Consider the following 17,474-nt stretch of genomic DNA (forward strand, 5'->3'; position numbering starts at 1 on the left):
CAATAGCTCTAAAAAATTGTTCATTTAAATATAAATTTTAATCACAATTTATTCTATAAAGTCTTTTTACAATTACATGACCTTTTTCAAAATATTACTAATAACTTTACGCTTCTCATTAAAATAGAAAAAACTCTTTTTATGAAAAATAGAATAACATCATTATTTAATATAAAGTACCCATTGATTCAAGCAGGAATGATTTGGTGTTCTGGCTGGGAATTGGCTTCGGCTGTTTCTAATGCAGGTGGACTAGGAATCATCGGTTCGGGAAGTATGTATCCTGAAATCCTGGATGAACATATTCAAAAATGTAAAGCGGCAACAGATAAGCCTTTTGCAGTGAATCTTCCGATGCTTTATCCAGATATCGACAAACATATTGAAACAATTATAAAACACGAAGTTCCCATCGTTTTTACTTCAGCAGGAAATCCAAAAACATGGACAAAACACTTACAAGACCATGGAATTGTTGTTGTACATGTGGTTTCGAGTGTAAAATTCGCCTTGAAATCTCAAGCAGCAGGTGTCGACGCAATTGTTGCAGAAGGTTTTGAAGCTGGTGGACATAATGGAAAAGATGAGACAACTACATTTTGTTTAATCCCAATGGTTGCAGAAGCACTAGATATTCCAGTGATTGCCGCAGGAGGAATAGGAAACGGAATTGGTATGTTGGCCGCTATGAACCTAGGAGCTGATGCTGTTCAAATCGGTAGTCGTTTTGTAGCTTCTGAAGAATCTTCGGCGCACATTAATTTCAAAAACACAGTAGTTGAAGCCAATGAAGGTGATACCATTTTGACATTAAAAGAGGTAACTCCAGTTCGTTTAGTTAAAAATGCATTTTACTCACAATTAGTGGAAGCATACGACCAAGGTAAGAAAGCAGAAGATTTAAAAGAAATTCTTGGTCGAGGTCGTGCGAAAAAAGGAATGTTTGAAGGAGATCTTGAAGAAGGTGAATTAGAGATCGGACAAGTTTCAGGTTTAATAAAAAAGGTACAACCTGCCGCACAAATCGTTGAAGAGATTGTTACAGATTATAGAAAAGCATTAAAAGCACAACAAACAAACGAAAAATTTAATTTTTAATGGTAGAATTTAAACGTTTTAAACTCGATAATGGATTACGCGTAATTTTCCATAAAGATGTAACTACACCAATGGCAGTTGTCAACACACTTTACGATGTTGGCGCAAGAGATGAGTCTCCAGAAAGAACAGGATTTGCGCATTTATTCGAGCATTTAATGTTTGGAGGATCAGTTAACATTCCGAATTTTGATGGTCCTTTGCAAGAAGCTGGTGGTTCAAACAATGCATTTACCAGTAATGATGTTACAAATTATTATGACGTTGTTCCTGCTCAAAATTTGGAGACCGCACTTTGGCTAGAAAGCGACAGAATGTTATCGTTGGCATTTACTGAAAAAAGTTTAGAAGTTCAGCGAAGTGTCGTTATTGAAGAATTCAAACAACGTTATTTAAACCAACCATATGGTGATTTATGGTTGGAGTTTAGACCACTCGCCTACAAAGTACATCCATACCAATGGGCCACAATTGGGAAAAACATCGAACATATCCAAGAAGCAACAATGGAAGAAGTGAAAGACTTTTTCAATACACATTATCATCCTGGAAATGCCATTTTATGTATCGCTGGAAATCTTGAACTTGAAGAAGTCAAAAGATTAGTAAACAAATGGTTTGCAGATATTCCATCGAAAGAAAAGAAAGTTAGAAATTTACCAGAAGAGCCAAAACAAACAGAATTCAGAACCAAAACAATTGAGAGAGAAGTCCCTTCAGATGTTTACACTTATGGATTCAAAATGCCAGGTAAAGGTCAAGACGGATATTACGAGGCTGATTTAATTTCAGATGTACTTGGTAGAGGAAAATCATCTCGACTCTATAAACGTTTGAAAAAGGAATTAGAATTAGTCACAGAAATTAGTGCCTATGTAATGGGTTCTTTAGATACTGGACTTTTAATAATTTCTGTTCATCCAAGTGATGATGCTACTCTAGAACAAATTGACAAGGAAATTTGGAAGATCATTGAAGAGCTCAAATCTAATTTAATTGAACAATCAGAATTAGAAAAAATCATCAATAAAGTAAAAACGACAAAGGCTTTTTCTGAGCAAGGTGTATTAAATAAAAGCATGGCCTTAGCGATGAATGAATTGTTAGGTGACGCCAACCTCATCAATACGGAAACCGAAGAATATGAAAAAATCACGGTTGAAGATTTGCAGAAGAAAGCCAACGAAATATTACAAAAAACAAACTGTTCACAACTGATTATTAAAGCGAAGATAAATGATTAATAGAACAATTGCACCCGAAACAAAAACGGTACATCATATAGATTTTCAATCACCAGAAATTCACACTTTAAACAACAAGGTGAATATTTATAGTATGCGTAAAACAGACGACGAAACGGTTCGTGTGGATTTCGTATTCGACGCTGGAAGTTTAAAAACCTCTAAAATTATTGCGCAATTAACAGGTGAACTTCTACTCTCAGGAACTGGTGAAAAATCGAGCGATGAAATTGAAGAGGCAATTGATCGTTTAGGTGGCTTTACTGGAATTGAGGTTTCAACAGAAAAAGCAACGATTTCTGCAATTGGATTGAGGGAACACATCATTTCAATTACAAAAACAGTTGTTGATGCCATCATTAACGTAAACTTTAATCCAAAGGAGATAAACCAATTACTTCAATCGAAGAAAAAGAAAATGGCGATTAGCTTGGAAAAAGTTTCTACGCAAGCAAGACGTGCTTTTTTAAGTGATTTATTTAAAAACTCACCTTACGGAGATTTAACACAATTAGAAGATTACGATAAAATCGAACAAAATGATTTAATTGAGTTTCACCAAGAAAAGTATCTTTCAGGTTTACAATACATCAAAGTAGTTGGAGCTATTTCTGAAGAAGATTTAAAGGAACTACAGACCCTTGGAGAACGATTCAGCAAGGAAGAATTCACAACAATTGATTACGATTATGGCTATACTCCAAACAAAATTCACATTGAAAAAGAGCAAGCTGTTCAAACTGCAATTCGTGTAGGAAGAATTTTGTTCAACAAAACACATACTGATTTTATTAAGTTTAGTGTGGTGAATACCATTTTAGGTGGATATTTCGGGAGTCGCCTAATGACATCCATTCGAGAAGACAAAGGATATACCTACGGCATTGGTTCTGGCGTTGCACAATTAAAAGAAACTGGATACTTCTTCATCAGTACAGAAGTTGGGAAGGAATTTAAGGATTTGACTCTAGAAGCGATTGCAGCAGAAATTACACTTTTACAAACTGAAGAAGTAAGTGAAAAGGAACTATCATTGGTGAAAAACTACATTATTGGTCAAATTTTAGAACAATCTGATGGAGCACAGGCCATGATGGACAGATTTATCTCAGTTGAAAGTTACGGTTTAGACTTTTCATATTATGATGAATTCATCAAGCAAGTCAATGCAATAACACCTGCCGAAGTTAAAGAGTTGGCCAATTTATATTTGAATTGGGAGGACTTTACGATTGTGAGTGCTGGGTAAACCTTACTATTAACTAATGCTGTTAGACCATTAAAATCGTCTAACCAATAGATGACGTTGACCTTCGAAATAAAGGTTTCCAGGACTGGAATTCGAAGTCAACTCATGCATTACTCGAACTGTATATTGTCCAGGCGGAAGGTCTGCTAAAATCATAGATCCAGCACATCCTGCCAACATCTGTCCGTTTGAATGTGTTTCATTTGAAATTGTTTGAGACCTCACCTTTGATCCATAACTATTGTAAACCCAAATGGCAGATTTTGATGCACCACCAGTAGACCCTAAATTTGTTAAGAAGAATCCAGCATGAACAATAAAAGTTTCATGAGGACCATTCACATTAATATTCAATTGCAATGTATCACTGGAAGTCAAATGAGGAACAACCCTCCAACCACTTGCAACACTTCCGGTAGCCACATTGTTATATCCTATTTTCTTTCCTAGAGTAGAAGCCCCACCTAAACCTGGAACTGCAATACTGTTTCCATTACTAATTGAAATTGTATCGTTATGATAACTCAAGGTTTGGCTATCAGTATTTGTTCCACTATACGCTGCAGGTAGAACTGCAAAACCACCATTCGTCAAGAATATAGTATCATTTGAAACACTTAATACTTGAATTTCATTCGTACGACTTGTATCATTATCATTTAAATCATTTTCACTAGCTCCACTATACAAGGCGTAAGGAACGGAAAGAAATTGTGAGGAACCCATCATTTCAAAATCAGTTCCACCTTCATCGTCTAATTCTGTTTGTAAATAATATGTTGCCTCTCCCCAATCGATATCAGTAAACACACCTACTTTAGAAACCCCATTCCCTACTTGCAAATTAACCACTCCAAACTTATTCGTTTTAAGCGTATGAATTTCACTGTAAACCGAAGTTCCGAAAGGCGAGCTTTTATTAATGTTCAATCGAATAGAAACCAAAGTATTTGGAATCGCCTGTTTGTTATCACCTCTTATTACAGAAGAGTAATTAAAGGCTTGAGGAGGAGCTTGACCAAATACAAAACTTGCAAGAAGGGTCAGCAACATAAGCAATAGTATATTTCTCATTTTAATTCGCTTTTATTATTTTCTCTAAAATTCTTTCTCCATTGATATTCATCAAATAAACAGAATACATGCCTTTTGCAAAAGGAGAAAAATCTAATGTGACCCCAAAGGAATCCTTGTACATCATTGTTTTTAAAATGATTTTACCAATGGCATCATAGACTTCTATTTTGTAATCACTTTCCAAAGGTGAGTGAAACAGAATTTTAATTTCGTCACTTGTAGGATTAGGAAAAATCACATAGCCATCACCTCCTTCATCAGAAGGGTCATTGTAAATATTATAAATCAAGAAACAATGCATCGATCCTGAACTAAAAGACTGCTCAGAGTAAACGTTGAAGTCATTATTAATATCACCAACAACTTGAGACATTTGGTTTGTCGAAGTCAGTAGGTTTGCTCCTAAAGATGAAATAGAACCCTTCATCATATCCTGAGTGTTTCCATTGATTGAAAAGGAAATAAAAAGCACAACAAGAAGTCTATAAACACTAGTTTCCAAATATTTAAAGACTCCGGATTTTACTTTCATTGACATATAAATAGTAGTTCAAATCTAAGACTAAAGTATAATTAAATAGACAATAAAAAAAACAGAACTGAATTAAACCTACAATTTAGCAACGCAAATCATTACTTTTACGTTATAATAAATACAAGAAAAACACGTTTAGTAACAGATGCATAGATTTCTATTTTTCACATTCTTTTTTCTACTTTTTGGATTTAAAATTCAATCTGTACATGCGACACATGCGATGGGTGGAGAAATCACTTGGAAATGCCAAGGAAATGGAGATTATGTATTTGAATTAAAATTCTTTAGAGATTGTAATGGCTTTGATGTAAATACAAATTTTGAAACGCTGGAAGTTTGGGGACATCCAACAATCACTGAGGTTCAAGTTGACTTTATGAGTAGAACCGATATTTCACCGAGTTGTACTCCTTCAATGGGAAACCTGCCTTTTGATTGCGGCACAGGAGCTAGTGGAGGAAACGGAATTGGAGCGGTTGAAGAAATCTTATACCGCAGTAATCCTATTACACTTAATGGTTTTCCTCCTGCAAATGGTTGGCATTTTACTTATCAGAATTTTTCTCGAAGTGGAGCACTCACAAACATTACCTCTCCGAACACCTACGGAGTAACATTAACGGCGACGATGTTTCCTATTCCTGGAGCAACAGGAGGATGTATAGATAATTCTCCAACTTTTCTACAATCACCTTATGTTGTGAGTTGTACTGGAGAAGAATATAATTTCAACCCAAATGGAGTTGATGAAGATTTAGATTCTCTTGATTTTCGTTGGGGATCACCTTTAGATCATTTTCCTACTGGAACATACAATCCACCAACAAATCCAGCACCTGTTCCTTTCGAACCGGGATTTTCATTTAACAATCCTACTCCCGATAACACATTCGATCCGAACAATCAAGCGGCACAACTCAACCCGCAAAACGGTGCTATTAGCTTCACTTCATTTACGCAAGGAAATTTTGCAACCAAAGTAATGGTTGATGCTTATAGAAATGGCGTAAAAATCGCCACCGTCGAAAGAGAAATTCAATTGATTGTTAGTTCATGTATTGGGAACAACTCCCCTCCTACTGTCACACCTCCATTTGCAGGTGGAACATCATTCGATACAACAATTTATGCAGGAGATTTAATCAATTTTGATATTGAAGCAATAGATATCGAAAACCTTCAAGATGGTTCACCTCAATCAGTAACTATTTCATCATCAGGATTAATGTATGGCGCAGGGTTTACAAATGCAAATGCTGGATGTATCACTACTCCATGTGCCACTTTGAACAATGCACCGTCGGTAACAGGAGTTCAAGGAGCCACCTTAGGATTTAACTGGCAAACAACATGTGATCATTTGATTGGTGCTTCTGGGCAACCTCAAAACTTAATTCCCTATGTCTTTGTATTTAAAGTTAAAGATGATTACTGCTCAACACCTAAAGCGAGATATGTTACTGTAACTGTTAATGTACAAAACAGAAGTGTAATTGAAGCTCCTGAAATTACATGTATTACCACTGCTCCAAACGGCGATATTACCATTAACTGGAATACTGTGAATGATCCAAATGGTGATTTTGATAGCTATGATCTTTTTGGTTTAAGTGGTGGTTTTTACAATACATATCCTAACATCAACACAACAAGTGAAACTATATCAAATCCTGGAGCGGGCAACGTCGATGGATACTTTGTAACGGTAAATTCGGGATGTGGAGGAAATACTTTACGATCTTCTGATACTTTGAAAAACATTTTCCTCAACTTAAATAACCCGGGAAATGGTGAAGCCGTGTTACAGTGGAACCTTCCATCCCCAACTCAATTAAGTCATTTCAATGATTATTTCCACATCTACCAAGAATATCCAATGGGTACTTGGTCACTCATAGACTCTGTTCCATACAACACAAGCGTTTATTTTGATACCATATCAGTTTGTGAAGAATTTTTGAATTATCAGATTGTTTTACCAACAGACTTCTGTGATTTCACAAGTAATATAGTTGGAGACACTTTTGAAGATAAAATAGTTCCAGATATTCCTGTGATTACAAATGTTAACATTGACTCCCTAAGCAATGACATTACCATAAATTGGGATACAAATAAACAAGAAGACACCTACGGTTATGTCGTTTATCAAAGGGATTTAAATGGAAACTTAGTAGAAATAGACACTGTTTTTGGACGAACAAATACAAGCTATACGCATACAGAAAACCTAGAAAATGGACCGTTCCAATATTCTATTGCGGCTTTCGACTCATGTTATACTTCAAACGTTCCTCCAACCTATCAAACATCTGCAAAAGCTGATCCACATACCACAAATCACATCAGAACTTCAATTGATGCTTGTAATCGATTATTAAACATCAATTGGACAGGCTACAATGGATTCAACGCAATTTCAACGCATAAAATACACATCAAAACCAATGGTGGAGCTTGGCAAGAATTAGGACAAACACAAGCCAATGCCTTCAACACACCGATGAACATAGGTGATGAATTGATTGTAGTTGTAGAAACAGTTTCAGACCAAGGAGTTATTTCTTTTTCAAATAAAGACACAGTCACATTGGAATCTGGACAAGGCCCAGGAATTTCATATTTACGAGCGGCTAGTGTAGATGGGGAAAACATCGAAATCAAACATAAAGTATCTTTAAATGATGGTGCGCAAAGTATCGTTTTAGAGCGTTACAATGAATCAACACAACAATTTGAGTTTATAGAAGAACAAACACTTAGTATTTACACTGAAATTGTTTTCATAGATGAAGATCCATTATTAGAAACTGATAGACGATCATATACATACCGCACTAAAACTATTGACACTTGTAATCAAGTTACCTCGATTTCAAACATTGGAAAAACTATTTTCTTAAATGTAATTACAGACGAATTACAAGAAAAGAACACCTTACAGTGGACACCATATGAGGAATTTATTGGTGGATTATCGCGCTATAAAATTTACAGATCAGTTGATGGTATTTTCGACCCATCGCCTATCGTTACATTACCCTATAATGTGAGAACATACACTGACAATGTTTCGTCTCTTGGTGAAGAAAGCGAAGGTAAAATTTGTTATTATGTGGAAGCTGAGGAAGCCAGTAATCAATACGGAATAAAAGATGTTAGCCAAAGTAATTTTGTATGTGCAGTTATATCTCCGGTAATTTATATCCCTAACGCATTTACTTTGGGTGGAAAAAATCCAATCCTCAAACCTGAAACAAGGCAAAGACAAATTGACGACTATCAATTTGAAATTTACGACAGGTATGGAAGAGTCATTTTTACAACATCAGATCCAAATGAAGGATGGGATGGTAGGCTAAAAGACCAATCTCGCTTTGCCAATGAAGGGGTTTATATCTATAGACTATCCTTAAGGGACGGTAACGGAATTGAAGTTGTAAGACATGGACATGTAACACTTTTAGACTACAGAAATGTTGATTAAAATTGTTTTTAGCATATGTTAGAAAAAATACCATTCATATCTTATCTTTGTGAAATTATAACATAATCAGAAAGGCGTTTTAAACAATAAAACAAACGCTATATTCAGTTATTGATATGGAAGAAGTAGATGAACAAATGTCCTTTTTAGCTCACCTTGAAGAGCTACGTTGGAGGATCGTAAAATCAGTAGTTGCAATTCTTGTGTTCGGGATAGTAATGTGGTTTTTCAAAGAATGGATTATTCAAAACATGTTCATTTCGATGACTAAGCCAAGTTTTATTTCCTTTCAGTTTATGTGTGAATATTTGGGCATTTGCATGGATGACATTCCCATAAAATTCCAATCCAACAAAGTTGGGTCACAATTTACAACAGCGCTTTTGCTTTCAGTCGTAGGAGGATTTATCATTGCTTTTCCATTTGTTTTCCATCAAATGTGGGGCTTTGTAAAACCTGGATTAAAGTACAATGAAAAAAAAGAAGTAAGAGGAATTACATTTTATGTAACGCTACTCTTCTTAATTGGAGTTGTATTCGGTTACCTAGTTGTTGCTCCTTTATGTATTCAATTTTTCGGTGTCTTTTCTTTATCCACTGAATTTGAAAATATATGGATGATTGCGAGTTTTATGTCTCTGATTATCTCAAGTGTTATTTTCACTGGACTCTTATTTCTACTTCCAGTAGTCGTTTACATTTTAACAAAAATCGGACTACTGAGTGCACCAATTTTAAGAAAATACCGAAAACATTCAATTGTAGGAGTTTTAATCCTTTCAGCATTAATTACACCACCTGATTTCATTAGTCAAGTTATTGTTTCAATACCGATTATTTTACTTTACGAAATTGGAATTTTAATCAGTGCTCGCGTTGATCGCAAGAGACTAAAAGCGGAACAAGGAAAATAAAAGAAGGTCTTTTTCAAAAAAAATATTAATTTCTAAGTAGGGTTTATTCAATATAGTTAACTTAGTACTGCATGAAAATCCTAATACTCATATTCATTTTTTCATCCACTCTACTTATCGCCCAAAAGACAGGCGTTTCAGGTATTGTGACTGAGAAGGAAACTGGTGAACCTGTACCGTTTGCAAGTGTGTTTTTTCAAGATTCTAAAATTGGAACAGAAACTGATTTTGATGGAAAATTTGACCTAGAATCGTATTACGCTACAGACTCTTTAATTGTGCGCGCTTCAGGTTTTGAAACTCAAATCATAAATGTGAAATTAGACCATTCACAGGTAATCAATTTCCAATTGGAACCAGTGACACAGGTAACTGATGAAGTATTCATTACCGCTCCAGATGAAAAACCATCAACAGTTTTACATCGTAGAATTGTAAACAATAAACCGATAAACAACAAAGAAAAACTAGGTGCATACGAATATGAAACTTACAATAAAATCCAATTAGATTTAAACAATATAGGGGATCAATTTGAAGATAGAAAAATTGTCCAAAACCTAGATCTTGTCATGGATTATCTTGACACGATGGATGGTGGCAAATACCTCCCACTAATATTAACAGAATCACTTTCAGATTTCTATTTCAGAACAAATCCACAAAAGAAAAAGGAAGTAATTAAAGCATCAAGAATAACTGGAGTAAATAATCTTGAAGTCAATCAGTTTCTTGGAGAAATGTATCAAGACATCAATGTTTACGATAATTACATCGGTATTTTTGACAAATCTTTCATTAGTCCAATCGCAGGATTTGGTCGCGCCTACTATACACTTTATTTGAAAGACAGTGCATTTATCGGAAATCAATGGTGTTATAAATTGTCATTTGAACCTAAAAGAAAAGGAGATTTAACTTTTACAGGAGAAATGTGGATTCATGACACAACCTATGCTGTAAAAAGCTGGTCTGCAACTGTTGCTGAAGATGCAAATATTAACTATGTCAATGGATTTTACTTAGAACAGGAGTTTGAGCAGGTTGAAAAAGAAGTTTGGATGATGACTTCAGATAAACTAATTGTTGATTTAAAGGCTTTAGAAAGCTCTAAACTATTAGGGTTTTATGGTCGTAAACTTACCACAAGGAAAAATTTTGTGATTAATACTCCATATCCTCCAGACTTTTATCGTGCAAGTGAGAATGTAGTTGTTGAAGAAGGTGCCAACAATAGATCCGAAGAATATTGGAAAAAACACCGACATGTCCCTTTAAACAAACAGGAGGAAAATATAGAAACAATGATAGACTCATTGAATGAAGTTCCACTCTTCAAGGCCTTTAAAAACTTCACATTTTTAGTTACCACAGGATTTTATCCAATGGGGAATTTTGAATTAGGAAACATTAAAAGTTTGATTAGTTACAATACAGTTGAAGGATTCAGGAATCAACTTCAAATGCGTACCTCAAATGATTTTAGTGAAAGAATAGAGTTTTCAGGTAAATTAGCTTATGGTTATTTAGATCAACGATTTAAATATGGCGGTGGTATTCGCTACAACATCACTCCAAAGAAAAGAGGAATGCTAAACCTATTTTACGACTATGATGTTCAACAATTAGGAATGGCTAGCAATGCTGAAGCTATTGATGGAGCACTAGGTTCTCTTTTCAGAACCCAACCATTAAACCAATTAATTTTAACAGAGAAATTTGGAGCTAAACTAGAAAAGGATGTAGGAAAAAACTTTATCATTACAGCGGGAGCAGAATGGAAAAATCTAGAAGCTTTAGGGGAAACAGAATTTCATAGGCCGACTTCTTCTCTAGGTTATCAAGATGTAAATGATATCTCGACCTTTGAAACTTCTTTAAAAATAAGATACGCAAAAAATGAAGAGTTTATTTCTGGTACTTTTGACAGGATTTCAGTTGGTTCTAAATATCCTGCAATTAGTTTAGAAGGAGTTTTAGGAATAAAAGGAGTATTGGGTTCTGAATATGAATATCAAAAGCTTGAATTAAAATTAAGCCACAGTCCAAAATTAGGAATTCTAGGTAAGCTCTATTATGAAATTTACGGAGGAGCATTTTTTGGACAAGCGGCTTATCCATTTTTAAAAATACATGAGGGTTCGCAAACCTATTGGTTCCAATCTGCAGCACACAATAGAATGGAATATTTTGAGTTTATTTCAGACCGTTATGTTGGAGCATCTGCAGAACAACATTTCAATGGATTATTTTTTGATAGAATTCCATTGGTTAGAAAATTAAAATGGAGGTTTGTCGCATCTGCAAAATCTGTCTGGGGTCAGATATCACAAAACCAGAGTACAGAAATGTTACTTCCAAACAATACGAAGTCTTTTGGTAACACACCCTATTTAGAAACAGCCTTAGGAATTGAAAATATTTTTAAAGTTTTCAGAGTTGATGCTATTTGGAGAATTACTCATCTAGATCCAGGAGTTTCACCAATTGGCATAAGAGCTAAATTTAGAATTAGATTCTAAGCAATAATGAGATAAACAACAGTGTGAAAATGATAATTGAAGCATGAAATTATATACAAAAAATATAACTAAATCATACCGAAGTCGAAAGGTTGTAAAAGGGATTTCAATTGAAGTCAACCAAGGAGAAATTGTTGGTTTATTAGGTCCAAATGGAGCAGGTAAAACAACTTCTTTCTATATGATTGTGGGCTTAGTAACACCTGATCAGGGAACGGTTCACCTTGATGGAGAAGACATCACGCGTTTACCTATGTATAAGAGGTCGCAATATGGTGTAGGATACCTACCGCAAGAAGTCTCTGTTTTCAGAAAATTAAGTGTTGAGGATAATATCATGGCTATTTTAGAAATGACTCAACTAAATGCTGCGGAACGCGATGCTAAACTCGAAAAATTAATCTCTGAATTTGGATTAAATCATGTACGTAAAAACAAAGGATCTGCTCTTTCAGGAGGAGAAAAACGTAGAACAGAAATTGCTCGAGCATTAGCCACTGACCCAAAGTTCGTTTTGCTAGACGAACCATTTGCAGGAGTCGATCCAATTGCCGTTGAAGATATTCAGTCTATTGTTGCTGATCTTAGAAAAAGAAACATAGGGATTTTAATTACAGACCACAATGTACAAGAAACCCTCTCGATTACAGACCGTGCGTATTTACTTTTTGAAGGTAATATTCTTAAAGCAGGTACAGCAGAGGAATTAGCTGCTGATGAACAGGTTAGAAAAGTTTATTTAGGTCAAAACTTTGAACTGAGAAAAAAATCATAATATATTTGTACAAAAAACTAAATCATGAACAAGTCTTTATTATTCACATTATTAGCAGTTGCTCTTTTCTTTACATCTTGTAACAAATGTGACCCAACTAACAGCCATGGTGGTGAAATAATAGAAGACGCTATTGTGAAAGTAATAGGATACCAAGCGGGAGAGAATTACATCACTGATCAATCAAATTACGATAAACTTATTGAAGTGAGTTTTGATGGTGGATTAAACTATAGTCCAGTAAATTTTTCTAAATACGCTGTTTTTTCTTTGACCACAACAGCATCATGTAGTTCTGGATACGACAGAAATATTACACTCAACAAAAGCGATTCAACAATCATTTATAATATTTCAATTACTGAGTGCGAAACCTGCAAAAACAACTCAACCATTAACAATTGGGTACTTACAGAAAGTATTCCGTCATATTATGATGAAGTAATTTATGAAGTAGATAGAAATTAAAAGAAGCGACAACTAAAAATTGCGGTATCATCAACCAGGTCTTCTTTCTCTTTGAATTCATCTAGTTTAGAAAAGATTAAATTGTTTAGGTCCTCCATTTTAAGAGGGTAAAAACTATGAATTAATTTAATCAATCGATCTGTTTCAAAGTAATCTCCTGCGCTATTCTGAAGCTCAACAATTCCATCTGTGTAAAGTATCAATGTTGAATTAGGTTGAATCTCAATTTCATCAGACTCAATAAAAGGAATTTCATCTAGCATTCCTAAGCCTATTGAACCACGATCTAGGAACTGTGCTTTTTTACCGGTTGTCAAAATCGGATGATTATGGCCTGCATTGACATAGTGAAATTTCCTAGTTTTCGAATTATATTTCCCGATAAAGAAGGTGATAAATTTTTCTCCTTTGGCTGCATGAATAACCTTTCGATTTAATTCATGAATTAAATAATCCAAATCGTATTTTTCAAAACTTAATAAGGTACGAATAGTTGCTTGAAAATTGGCCATCAACATTGCTGCTCCCACCCCTTTCCCCGAAACATCAGCAATACAAACAAAGAATTCATCGTCATTGATTCGAATAAAATCATAATAGTCTCCACCGACTTCATGACGTGCTGTATAGGTTGCTGCTAAATCAAAACGCTTGTCAGAAGGCAAATCATCTGGAAACAATAATTTTTGCATTTCAGAGGCGACTTCTAACTCTTTTTTTATGCGTTCTTGCTTCAGGCCTAATTGCGTCATTCTCTTATTCTCAATAGCCACAACTATGATATTGGTCAGCGTTTCAATAAAAGAAAGCTCCTTAATTGAACTTGAAAAATTGAGTTCATTGTTACCACGGGCATCTTCTGTTAGCAATAGAAATGCTAGCGCTCTATTTTGATGGTAAACGGGAATGACCACATCAAACTGATTCAATCCTTTATTGCTAGAAGATTCAATTAAAGTAATTTTCTTAAAGCGCAATAAATCTTCTTCAATATTCAATTCATTGATATGTCCACGAATCCCTGTTTTGATCAATTGCGTCCAAGTCTTTTGCTTTTTATACAATACAAATTTTTGTAATCCTAGTTGTTCTTTAAGGATGTATTCATAAACTGACAAAAGATAATCCAATGATTGATTCGAATTGATTCCTTTCGTTATCTCCAATAAAGAATTTAACTCAAAGTCTTTAAACTTGAGTTCTTCCTTGATTGCTTTTATTGTGGCATCTCGTTTCATTTCAATCTATCGCCATTCATTATCCAAAACTAATGGACATCAGTTTTGAATTCTTTATAAAGGTCTTGTACTAGAAATAATCATTATTAATATAGGATTACATATTCTCCAATATCTCTGGTAACTTTCTTAAAGCAGCCATTTCACGATACATCAGACGAATATCTTTTGCAGGACTTCCAAAATAAGTTTTGTTTGGTGCTAAACTTTTTGATATTCCTGATTGCGCCAATACAACAGCATTTTCACCAATCACAACATCACTTGCACATCCAACTTGTCCCCACATCGTTACATTATCTTGCAAGACTGTACAACCAGCAATACCAACATTTGCAGCCAAAAGACAATTTGCTCCTAAAACCGTATCGTGACCAATTTGAACTTGATTATCTAATTTAGATCCTTTACCAATTATCGTGGAAGCTGTTACTCCAGCATCAATAGTACACATGGCTCCTAGCTCTACATTTTTTTTAAGAATTACATTTCCACATGTATGTAACCTATCATATCCAGATTCTTTTTTCTTATAATAAAATGCTGAATGACCGATTACGGTATTGGCTCCAATTACAACATTCTCTTCAATGATGGTATAATCCATAATCACAACTCCAGGGTAAATCACTACATTCTCGCCAATAATCACATTGTTTCCGATAGTCACATTTGGGTAAATTTGAGCGGATTCTGCAATTTTTGTATGCTCACCAACATTTCCATTCAAGAATTGAGTTGGTCTAAAGTGTCTTGTCAATCTGTTAAAATCATCAAAAGGTTGTTCACTAACCAGCAATCCTTTTCCTTCAGGACATTCAACTTCCTTGTCAATTAAAATTGTTGTGGCTTTACTTTTGAGTGCTTTGTCATAATACTTTGGATGATCAACAAAAACCACATCTCCTTCTTCTACACAATGAATTTCATTCAATCCAAGAATCTGATGTTCAGGGTTTCCAACAAAACTACAGTTCAGTAATTCTGCTATTTCTTTAAGGCTTTTTGGAGTCTGTAATTTCATAACACAAATTAAATTTAGATCAATTAGTAAATTTAAAAAGATTCGAGGTCACAAATTACAAATCAAGAAATAGTTATTAGCCTTTATCTGTTAGTAAAGGATCTTAGAATGAAAACCAATTTTAATAATTCGTTAATGATGTAGTTGAATAAAAAGTGGTTTATTTGCATTTTGAAAAAATTAAATAAAGTATTTTCGATGCAACAATTTCGTAAGCTATCTATTCCCTACTTCAATGCGTTAATTCTGAACGCGTCAAAATTCATCCTGTTTATCTTCTTGTTAACTTCAGGAAACCTTCAATCACAAATTTTATTTTATGAAGGATTTAATGGTGCTGACGGCTCTACTTCAGGAACTGCAAATGGAGTAGATTGGTCTTCCTCTTGTCCATCTTGCCTTAACGGTGATTATTGGGAAACTAAATCTGGCGTTTTTGAAGGAAAAGACACCAATGGAGAAGCATTTTGGAACACAGACGACGCTATAGATATATCCAATTGTGGCAACATTGAAATTAGCTTAAACATCGAGAGTCAAGGAACTATGGAAGCTTGTGGAACAGGATGTAATTCAGCTGACTGGGTTAGACTTCAATACAATATAGATGGAACAGGGTGGCAAGATCCTGCGAATTCTTCAATGTGTTCTGGACCTTGTGCTGGGATAAATGTTATTGCTTCAGACGATGTTCCTTCTCAAGTTTATTCTACAGGATGTATTCCTGCCAATGGTTCTAACTTACAAATCCGAATTTCTGTACAATGCTGGTCTTCGACAGAATATTGGAAGATAGACGACATCACAGTCACATGTAGTTCTCAAAGTGCAGGTGAAGATGGTGTTTTAAACATTTGTTCTACTTCACCAATTACTAACTTGTTTGATCAATTGGGAGGAAACCCACTAGGTGGAGGAACATGGTCGGGTCCTTCAAACTTATCAAATGGTGATCAAGGAACATTTGATCCTGCAACAATGCTTGGGGGAACATACACCTATACTGTTGGTTCTGCACCATGCCAAGAAACTGCAAGTGTAACTGTAACAAACACAGCGATAGGCAATGCAGGAGATGACAATTCAATTGACTTTTGTAGGACAGATAACCCTTCAAATTTATTCGATTTACTTAATGGAAATCCAGATAAAAATGGTACTTGGACAGGACCATCACCTTTAACCAATGGAGACCTTGGAACTTTTGATCCACAAACAATGAATGCTGGTGAATACGTTTATTCATTGGGCACTGCACCTTGCATGAATAGTGCTTCTGTTATTGTAGGAATCAGTCAACCAATTGCACAATTTACTGCATCTCCGTCGATTACCACAACCGAGAACACAATGGTTAGCTTTACAAATGAATCGATAAATGCTGTAGATTACCTATGGGATTTTGGCGACAATTCAAGTTTAGACAATACAGTTTCACCAGTTCATCATTTTCCAAACTCGGAACCTGGTGTTTATGAGGTTATTTTGACAGCATTCGATGCAAATCATTGTACTGATACTTTCATCTCTACGATAACCATTTCTTCTCCTTCCTTAGATTATGAAATTCCAAATGTATTTACACCGAATGGAGATTTTCAAAATGATCATTTCAAATTAATCAATTCGGAGAGTATTTCAGACTTGGAAGTAGTTATCCTCAATCGTTGGGGAAATGTTGTTTTTGAAAGCACAGATAAAGACTTTAAATGGAATGGGAAAAATAAAAACACTGGTGTTGAATGTGGTGATGGTAGCTACTTTTATAAAATGATAATAACCAATTCTATTGGGCAAGAAAAATTGGAACAAGGTTTTATACAACTTGCTCGATAACTAA

Annotated in this window: 13 protein-coding genes; 9 read left to right on the forward strand and 4 right to left on the reverse strand. The window is 34.9% G+C overall.

What is annotated here, in order from left to right; translation table 11 throughout:
- The first annotated feature begins 141 nt into the window (after positions 1 to 141).
- The 3 genes from DXU93_RS08120 to DXU93_RS08130 are packed head-to-tail and all read left to right on the forward strand — an operon-like array spanning position 142 to position 3,591.
- Positions 142 to 1,098 (forward strand): NAD(P)H-dependent flavin oxidoreductase, encoded by a 957-nt coding sequence (locus DXU93_RS08120; RefSeq protein ID WP_116880782.1) that lies wholly within the window; start codon positions 142 to 144, stop codon positions 1,096 to 1,098.
- Positions 1,098 to 2,342, forward strand: coding sequence for a M16 family metallopeptidase (locus DXU93_RS08125; protein ID WP_116880783.1), 1,245 nt, complete (start codon positions 1,098 to 1,100; stop codon positions 2,340 to 2,342). The genes DXU93_RS08120 and DXU93_RS08125 overlap by 1 nt, the downstream gene beginning before the upstream one ends.
- A complete protein-coding gene (locus DXU93_RS08130) occupies positions 2,335 to 3,591 on the forward strand; it encodes a M16 family metallopeptidase (protein ID WP_116880784.1) in 1,257 nt (418 codons plus the stop codon). The genes DXU93_RS08125 and DXU93_RS08130 overlap by 8 nt, the downstream gene beginning before the upstream one ends.
- 30 nt (positions 3,592 to 3,621) lie before the next feature.
- Here DXU93_RS08130 and DXU93_RS08135 read toward each other — a convergent pair whose 3' ends face one another.
- Positions 3,622 to 4,665 (reverse strand): hypothetical protein, encoded by a 1,044-nt coding sequence (locus DXU93_RS08135; protein WP_116880785.1) that lies wholly within the window; start codon positions 4,663 to 4,665, stop codon positions 3,622 to 3,624.
- 1 nt (position 4,666) lies between these two features.
- Entirely contained in the window at positions 4,667 to 5,206 is a 540-nt protein-coding gene (locus DXU93_RS08140; RefSeq protein ID WP_116880786.1) for a T9SS type A sorting domain-containing protein, read from the reverse strand.
- Between the two features lie 142 nt (positions 5,207 to 5,348).
- Here DXU93_RS08140 and DXU93_RS08145 point away from each other — a divergent pair, with 142 nt between their 5' ends.
- The 5 genes from DXU93_RS08145 (at position 5,349) to DXU93_RS08165 (ending at position 13,372) form a co-directional block, all read left to right on the forward strand.
- Positions 5,349 to 8,693 carry a T9SS type B sorting domain-containing protein gene (locus DXU93_RS08145; protein WP_116880787.1) on the forward strand — a complete coding sequence of 1,115 codons (3,345 nt, stop codon included), beginning with the start codon at positions 5,349 to 5,351 and terminating at the stop codon, positions 8,691 to 8,693.
- A gap of 116 nt (positions 8,694 to 8,809) precedes the next feature.
- On the forward strand, positions 8,810 to 9,607 hold the full coding sequence (gene tatC, locus DXU93_RS08150) for a twin-arginine translocase subunit TatC (protein ID WP_116880788.1): 798 nt from the start codon (positions 8,810 to 8,812) through the stop codon (positions 9,605 to 9,607).
- Between the two features lie 71 nt (positions 9,608 to 9,678).
- Entirely contained in the window at positions 9,679 to 12,129 is a 2,451-nt protein-coding gene (locus DXU93_RS08155; RefSeq protein ID WP_116880789.1) for a DUF5686 and carboxypeptidase-like regulatory domain-containing protein, read from the forward strand.
- Positions 12,130 to 12,172: 43 nt separating this feature from the next.
- Entirely contained in the window at positions 12,173 to 12,904 is a 732-nt protein-coding gene (gene lptB, locus DXU93_RS08160) for an LPS export ABC transporter ATP-binding protein (protein WP_116880790.1), read from the forward strand.
- A 24-nt stretch (positions 12,905 to 12,928) separates the two neighbouring features.
- Positions 12,929 to 13,372, forward strand: coding sequence for a hypothetical protein (locus tag DXU93_RS08165; RefSeq protein ID WP_116880791.1), 444 nt, complete (start codon positions 12,929 to 12,931; stop codon positions 13,370 to 13,372).
- Here the strand turns inward: DXU93_RS08165 and DXU93_RS08170 are convergent.
- The gene (locus DXU93_RS08170; protein WP_116880792.1) at positions 13,369 to 14,610 is read right to left on the reverse strand and encodes a PP2C family protein-serine/threonine phosphatase; all 1,242 of its coding nucleotides are present in this window, start codon (positions 14,608 to 14,610) and stop codon (positions 13,369 to 13,371) included. The genes DXU93_RS08165 and DXU93_RS08170 overlap by 4 nt on opposite strands.
- A gap of 97 nt (positions 14,611 to 14,707) precedes the next feature.
- On the reverse strand, positions 14,708 to 15,634 hold the full coding sequence (locus tag DXU93_RS08175) for an LpxD N-terminal domain-containing protein (protein ID WP_116880793.1): 927 nt from the start codon (positions 15,632 to 15,634) through the stop codon (positions 14,708 to 14,710).
- Positions 15,635 to 15,832: 198 nt separating this feature from the next.
- On the opposite strand from DXU93_RS08175, the gene DXU93_RS08180 reads away from it, so the two are divergent.
- Complete coding sequence (locus DXU93_RS08180) at positions 15,833 to 17,470, forward strand: T9SS type B sorting domain-containing protein (protein WP_116880794.1); 1,638 nt, start codon at positions 15,833 to 15,835, stop codon at positions 17,468 to 17,470.
- The last annotated feature ends 4 nt before the right edge of the window (positions 17,471 to 17,474 follow it).

It is taken from the genome of Brumimicrobium aurantiacum (assembly GCF_003402975.1).
GTDB lineage: Bacteria > Bacteroidota > Bacteroidia > Flavobacteriales_D > Crocinitomicaceae > Brumimicrobium > Brumimicrobium aurantiacum.

Bases quoted from the DNA above. Each gene is read 5' to 3' on its own strand.
- DXU93_RS08120 (WP_116880782.1), top strand. From the start codon at position 142: ATGAAAAATAGAATAACATCATTATTTAATATAAAGTACCCATTGATT.
- DXU93_RS08125 (WP_116880783.1), top strand. From the start codon at position 1,098: ATGGTAGAATTTAAACGTTTTAAACTCGATAATGGATTACGCGTAATT.
- DXU93_RS08130 (WP_116880784.1), top strand. From the start codon at position 2,335: ATGATTAATAGAACAATTGCACCCGAAACAAAAACGGTACATCATATA.
- DXU93_RS08135 (WP_116880785.1), bottom strand. From the start codon at position 4,665: ATGAGAAATATACTATTGCTTATGTTGCTGACCCTTCTTGCAAGTTTT.
- DXU93_RS08140 (WP_116880786.1), bottom strand. From the start codon at position 5,206: ATGTCAATGAAAGTAAAATCCGGAGTCTTTAAATATTTGGAAACTAGT.
- DXU93_RS08145 (WP_116880787.1), top strand. From the start codon at position 5,349: ATGCATAGATTTCTATTTTTCACATTCTTTTTTCTACTTTTTGGATTT.
- tatC (WP_116880788.1), top strand. From the start codon at position 8,810: ATGGAAGAAGTAGATGAACAAATGTCCTTTTTAGCTCACCTTGAAGAG.
- DXU93_RS08155 (WP_116880789.1), top strand. From the start codon at position 9,679: ATGAAAATCCTAATACTCATATTCATTTTTTCATCCACTCTACTTATC.
- lptB (WP_116880790.1), top strand. From the start codon at position 12,173: ATGAAATTATATACAAAAAATATAACTAAATCATACCGAAGTCGAAAG.
- DXU93_RS08165 (WP_116880791.1), top strand. From the start codon at position 12,929: ATGAACAAGTCTTTATTATTCACATTATTAGCAGTTGCTCTTTTCTTT.
- DXU93_RS08170 (WP_116880792.1), bottom strand. From the start codon at position 14,610: ATGAAACGAGATGCCACAATAAAAGCAATCAAGGAAGAACTCAAGTTT.
- DXU93_RS08175 (WP_116880793.1), bottom strand. From the start codon at position 15,634: ATGAAATTACAGACTCCAAAAAGCCTTAAAGAAATAGCAGAATTACTG.
- DXU93_RS08180 (WP_116880794.1), top strand. From the start codon at position 15,833: ATGCAACAATTTCGTAAGCTATCTATTCCCTACTTCAATGCGTTAATT.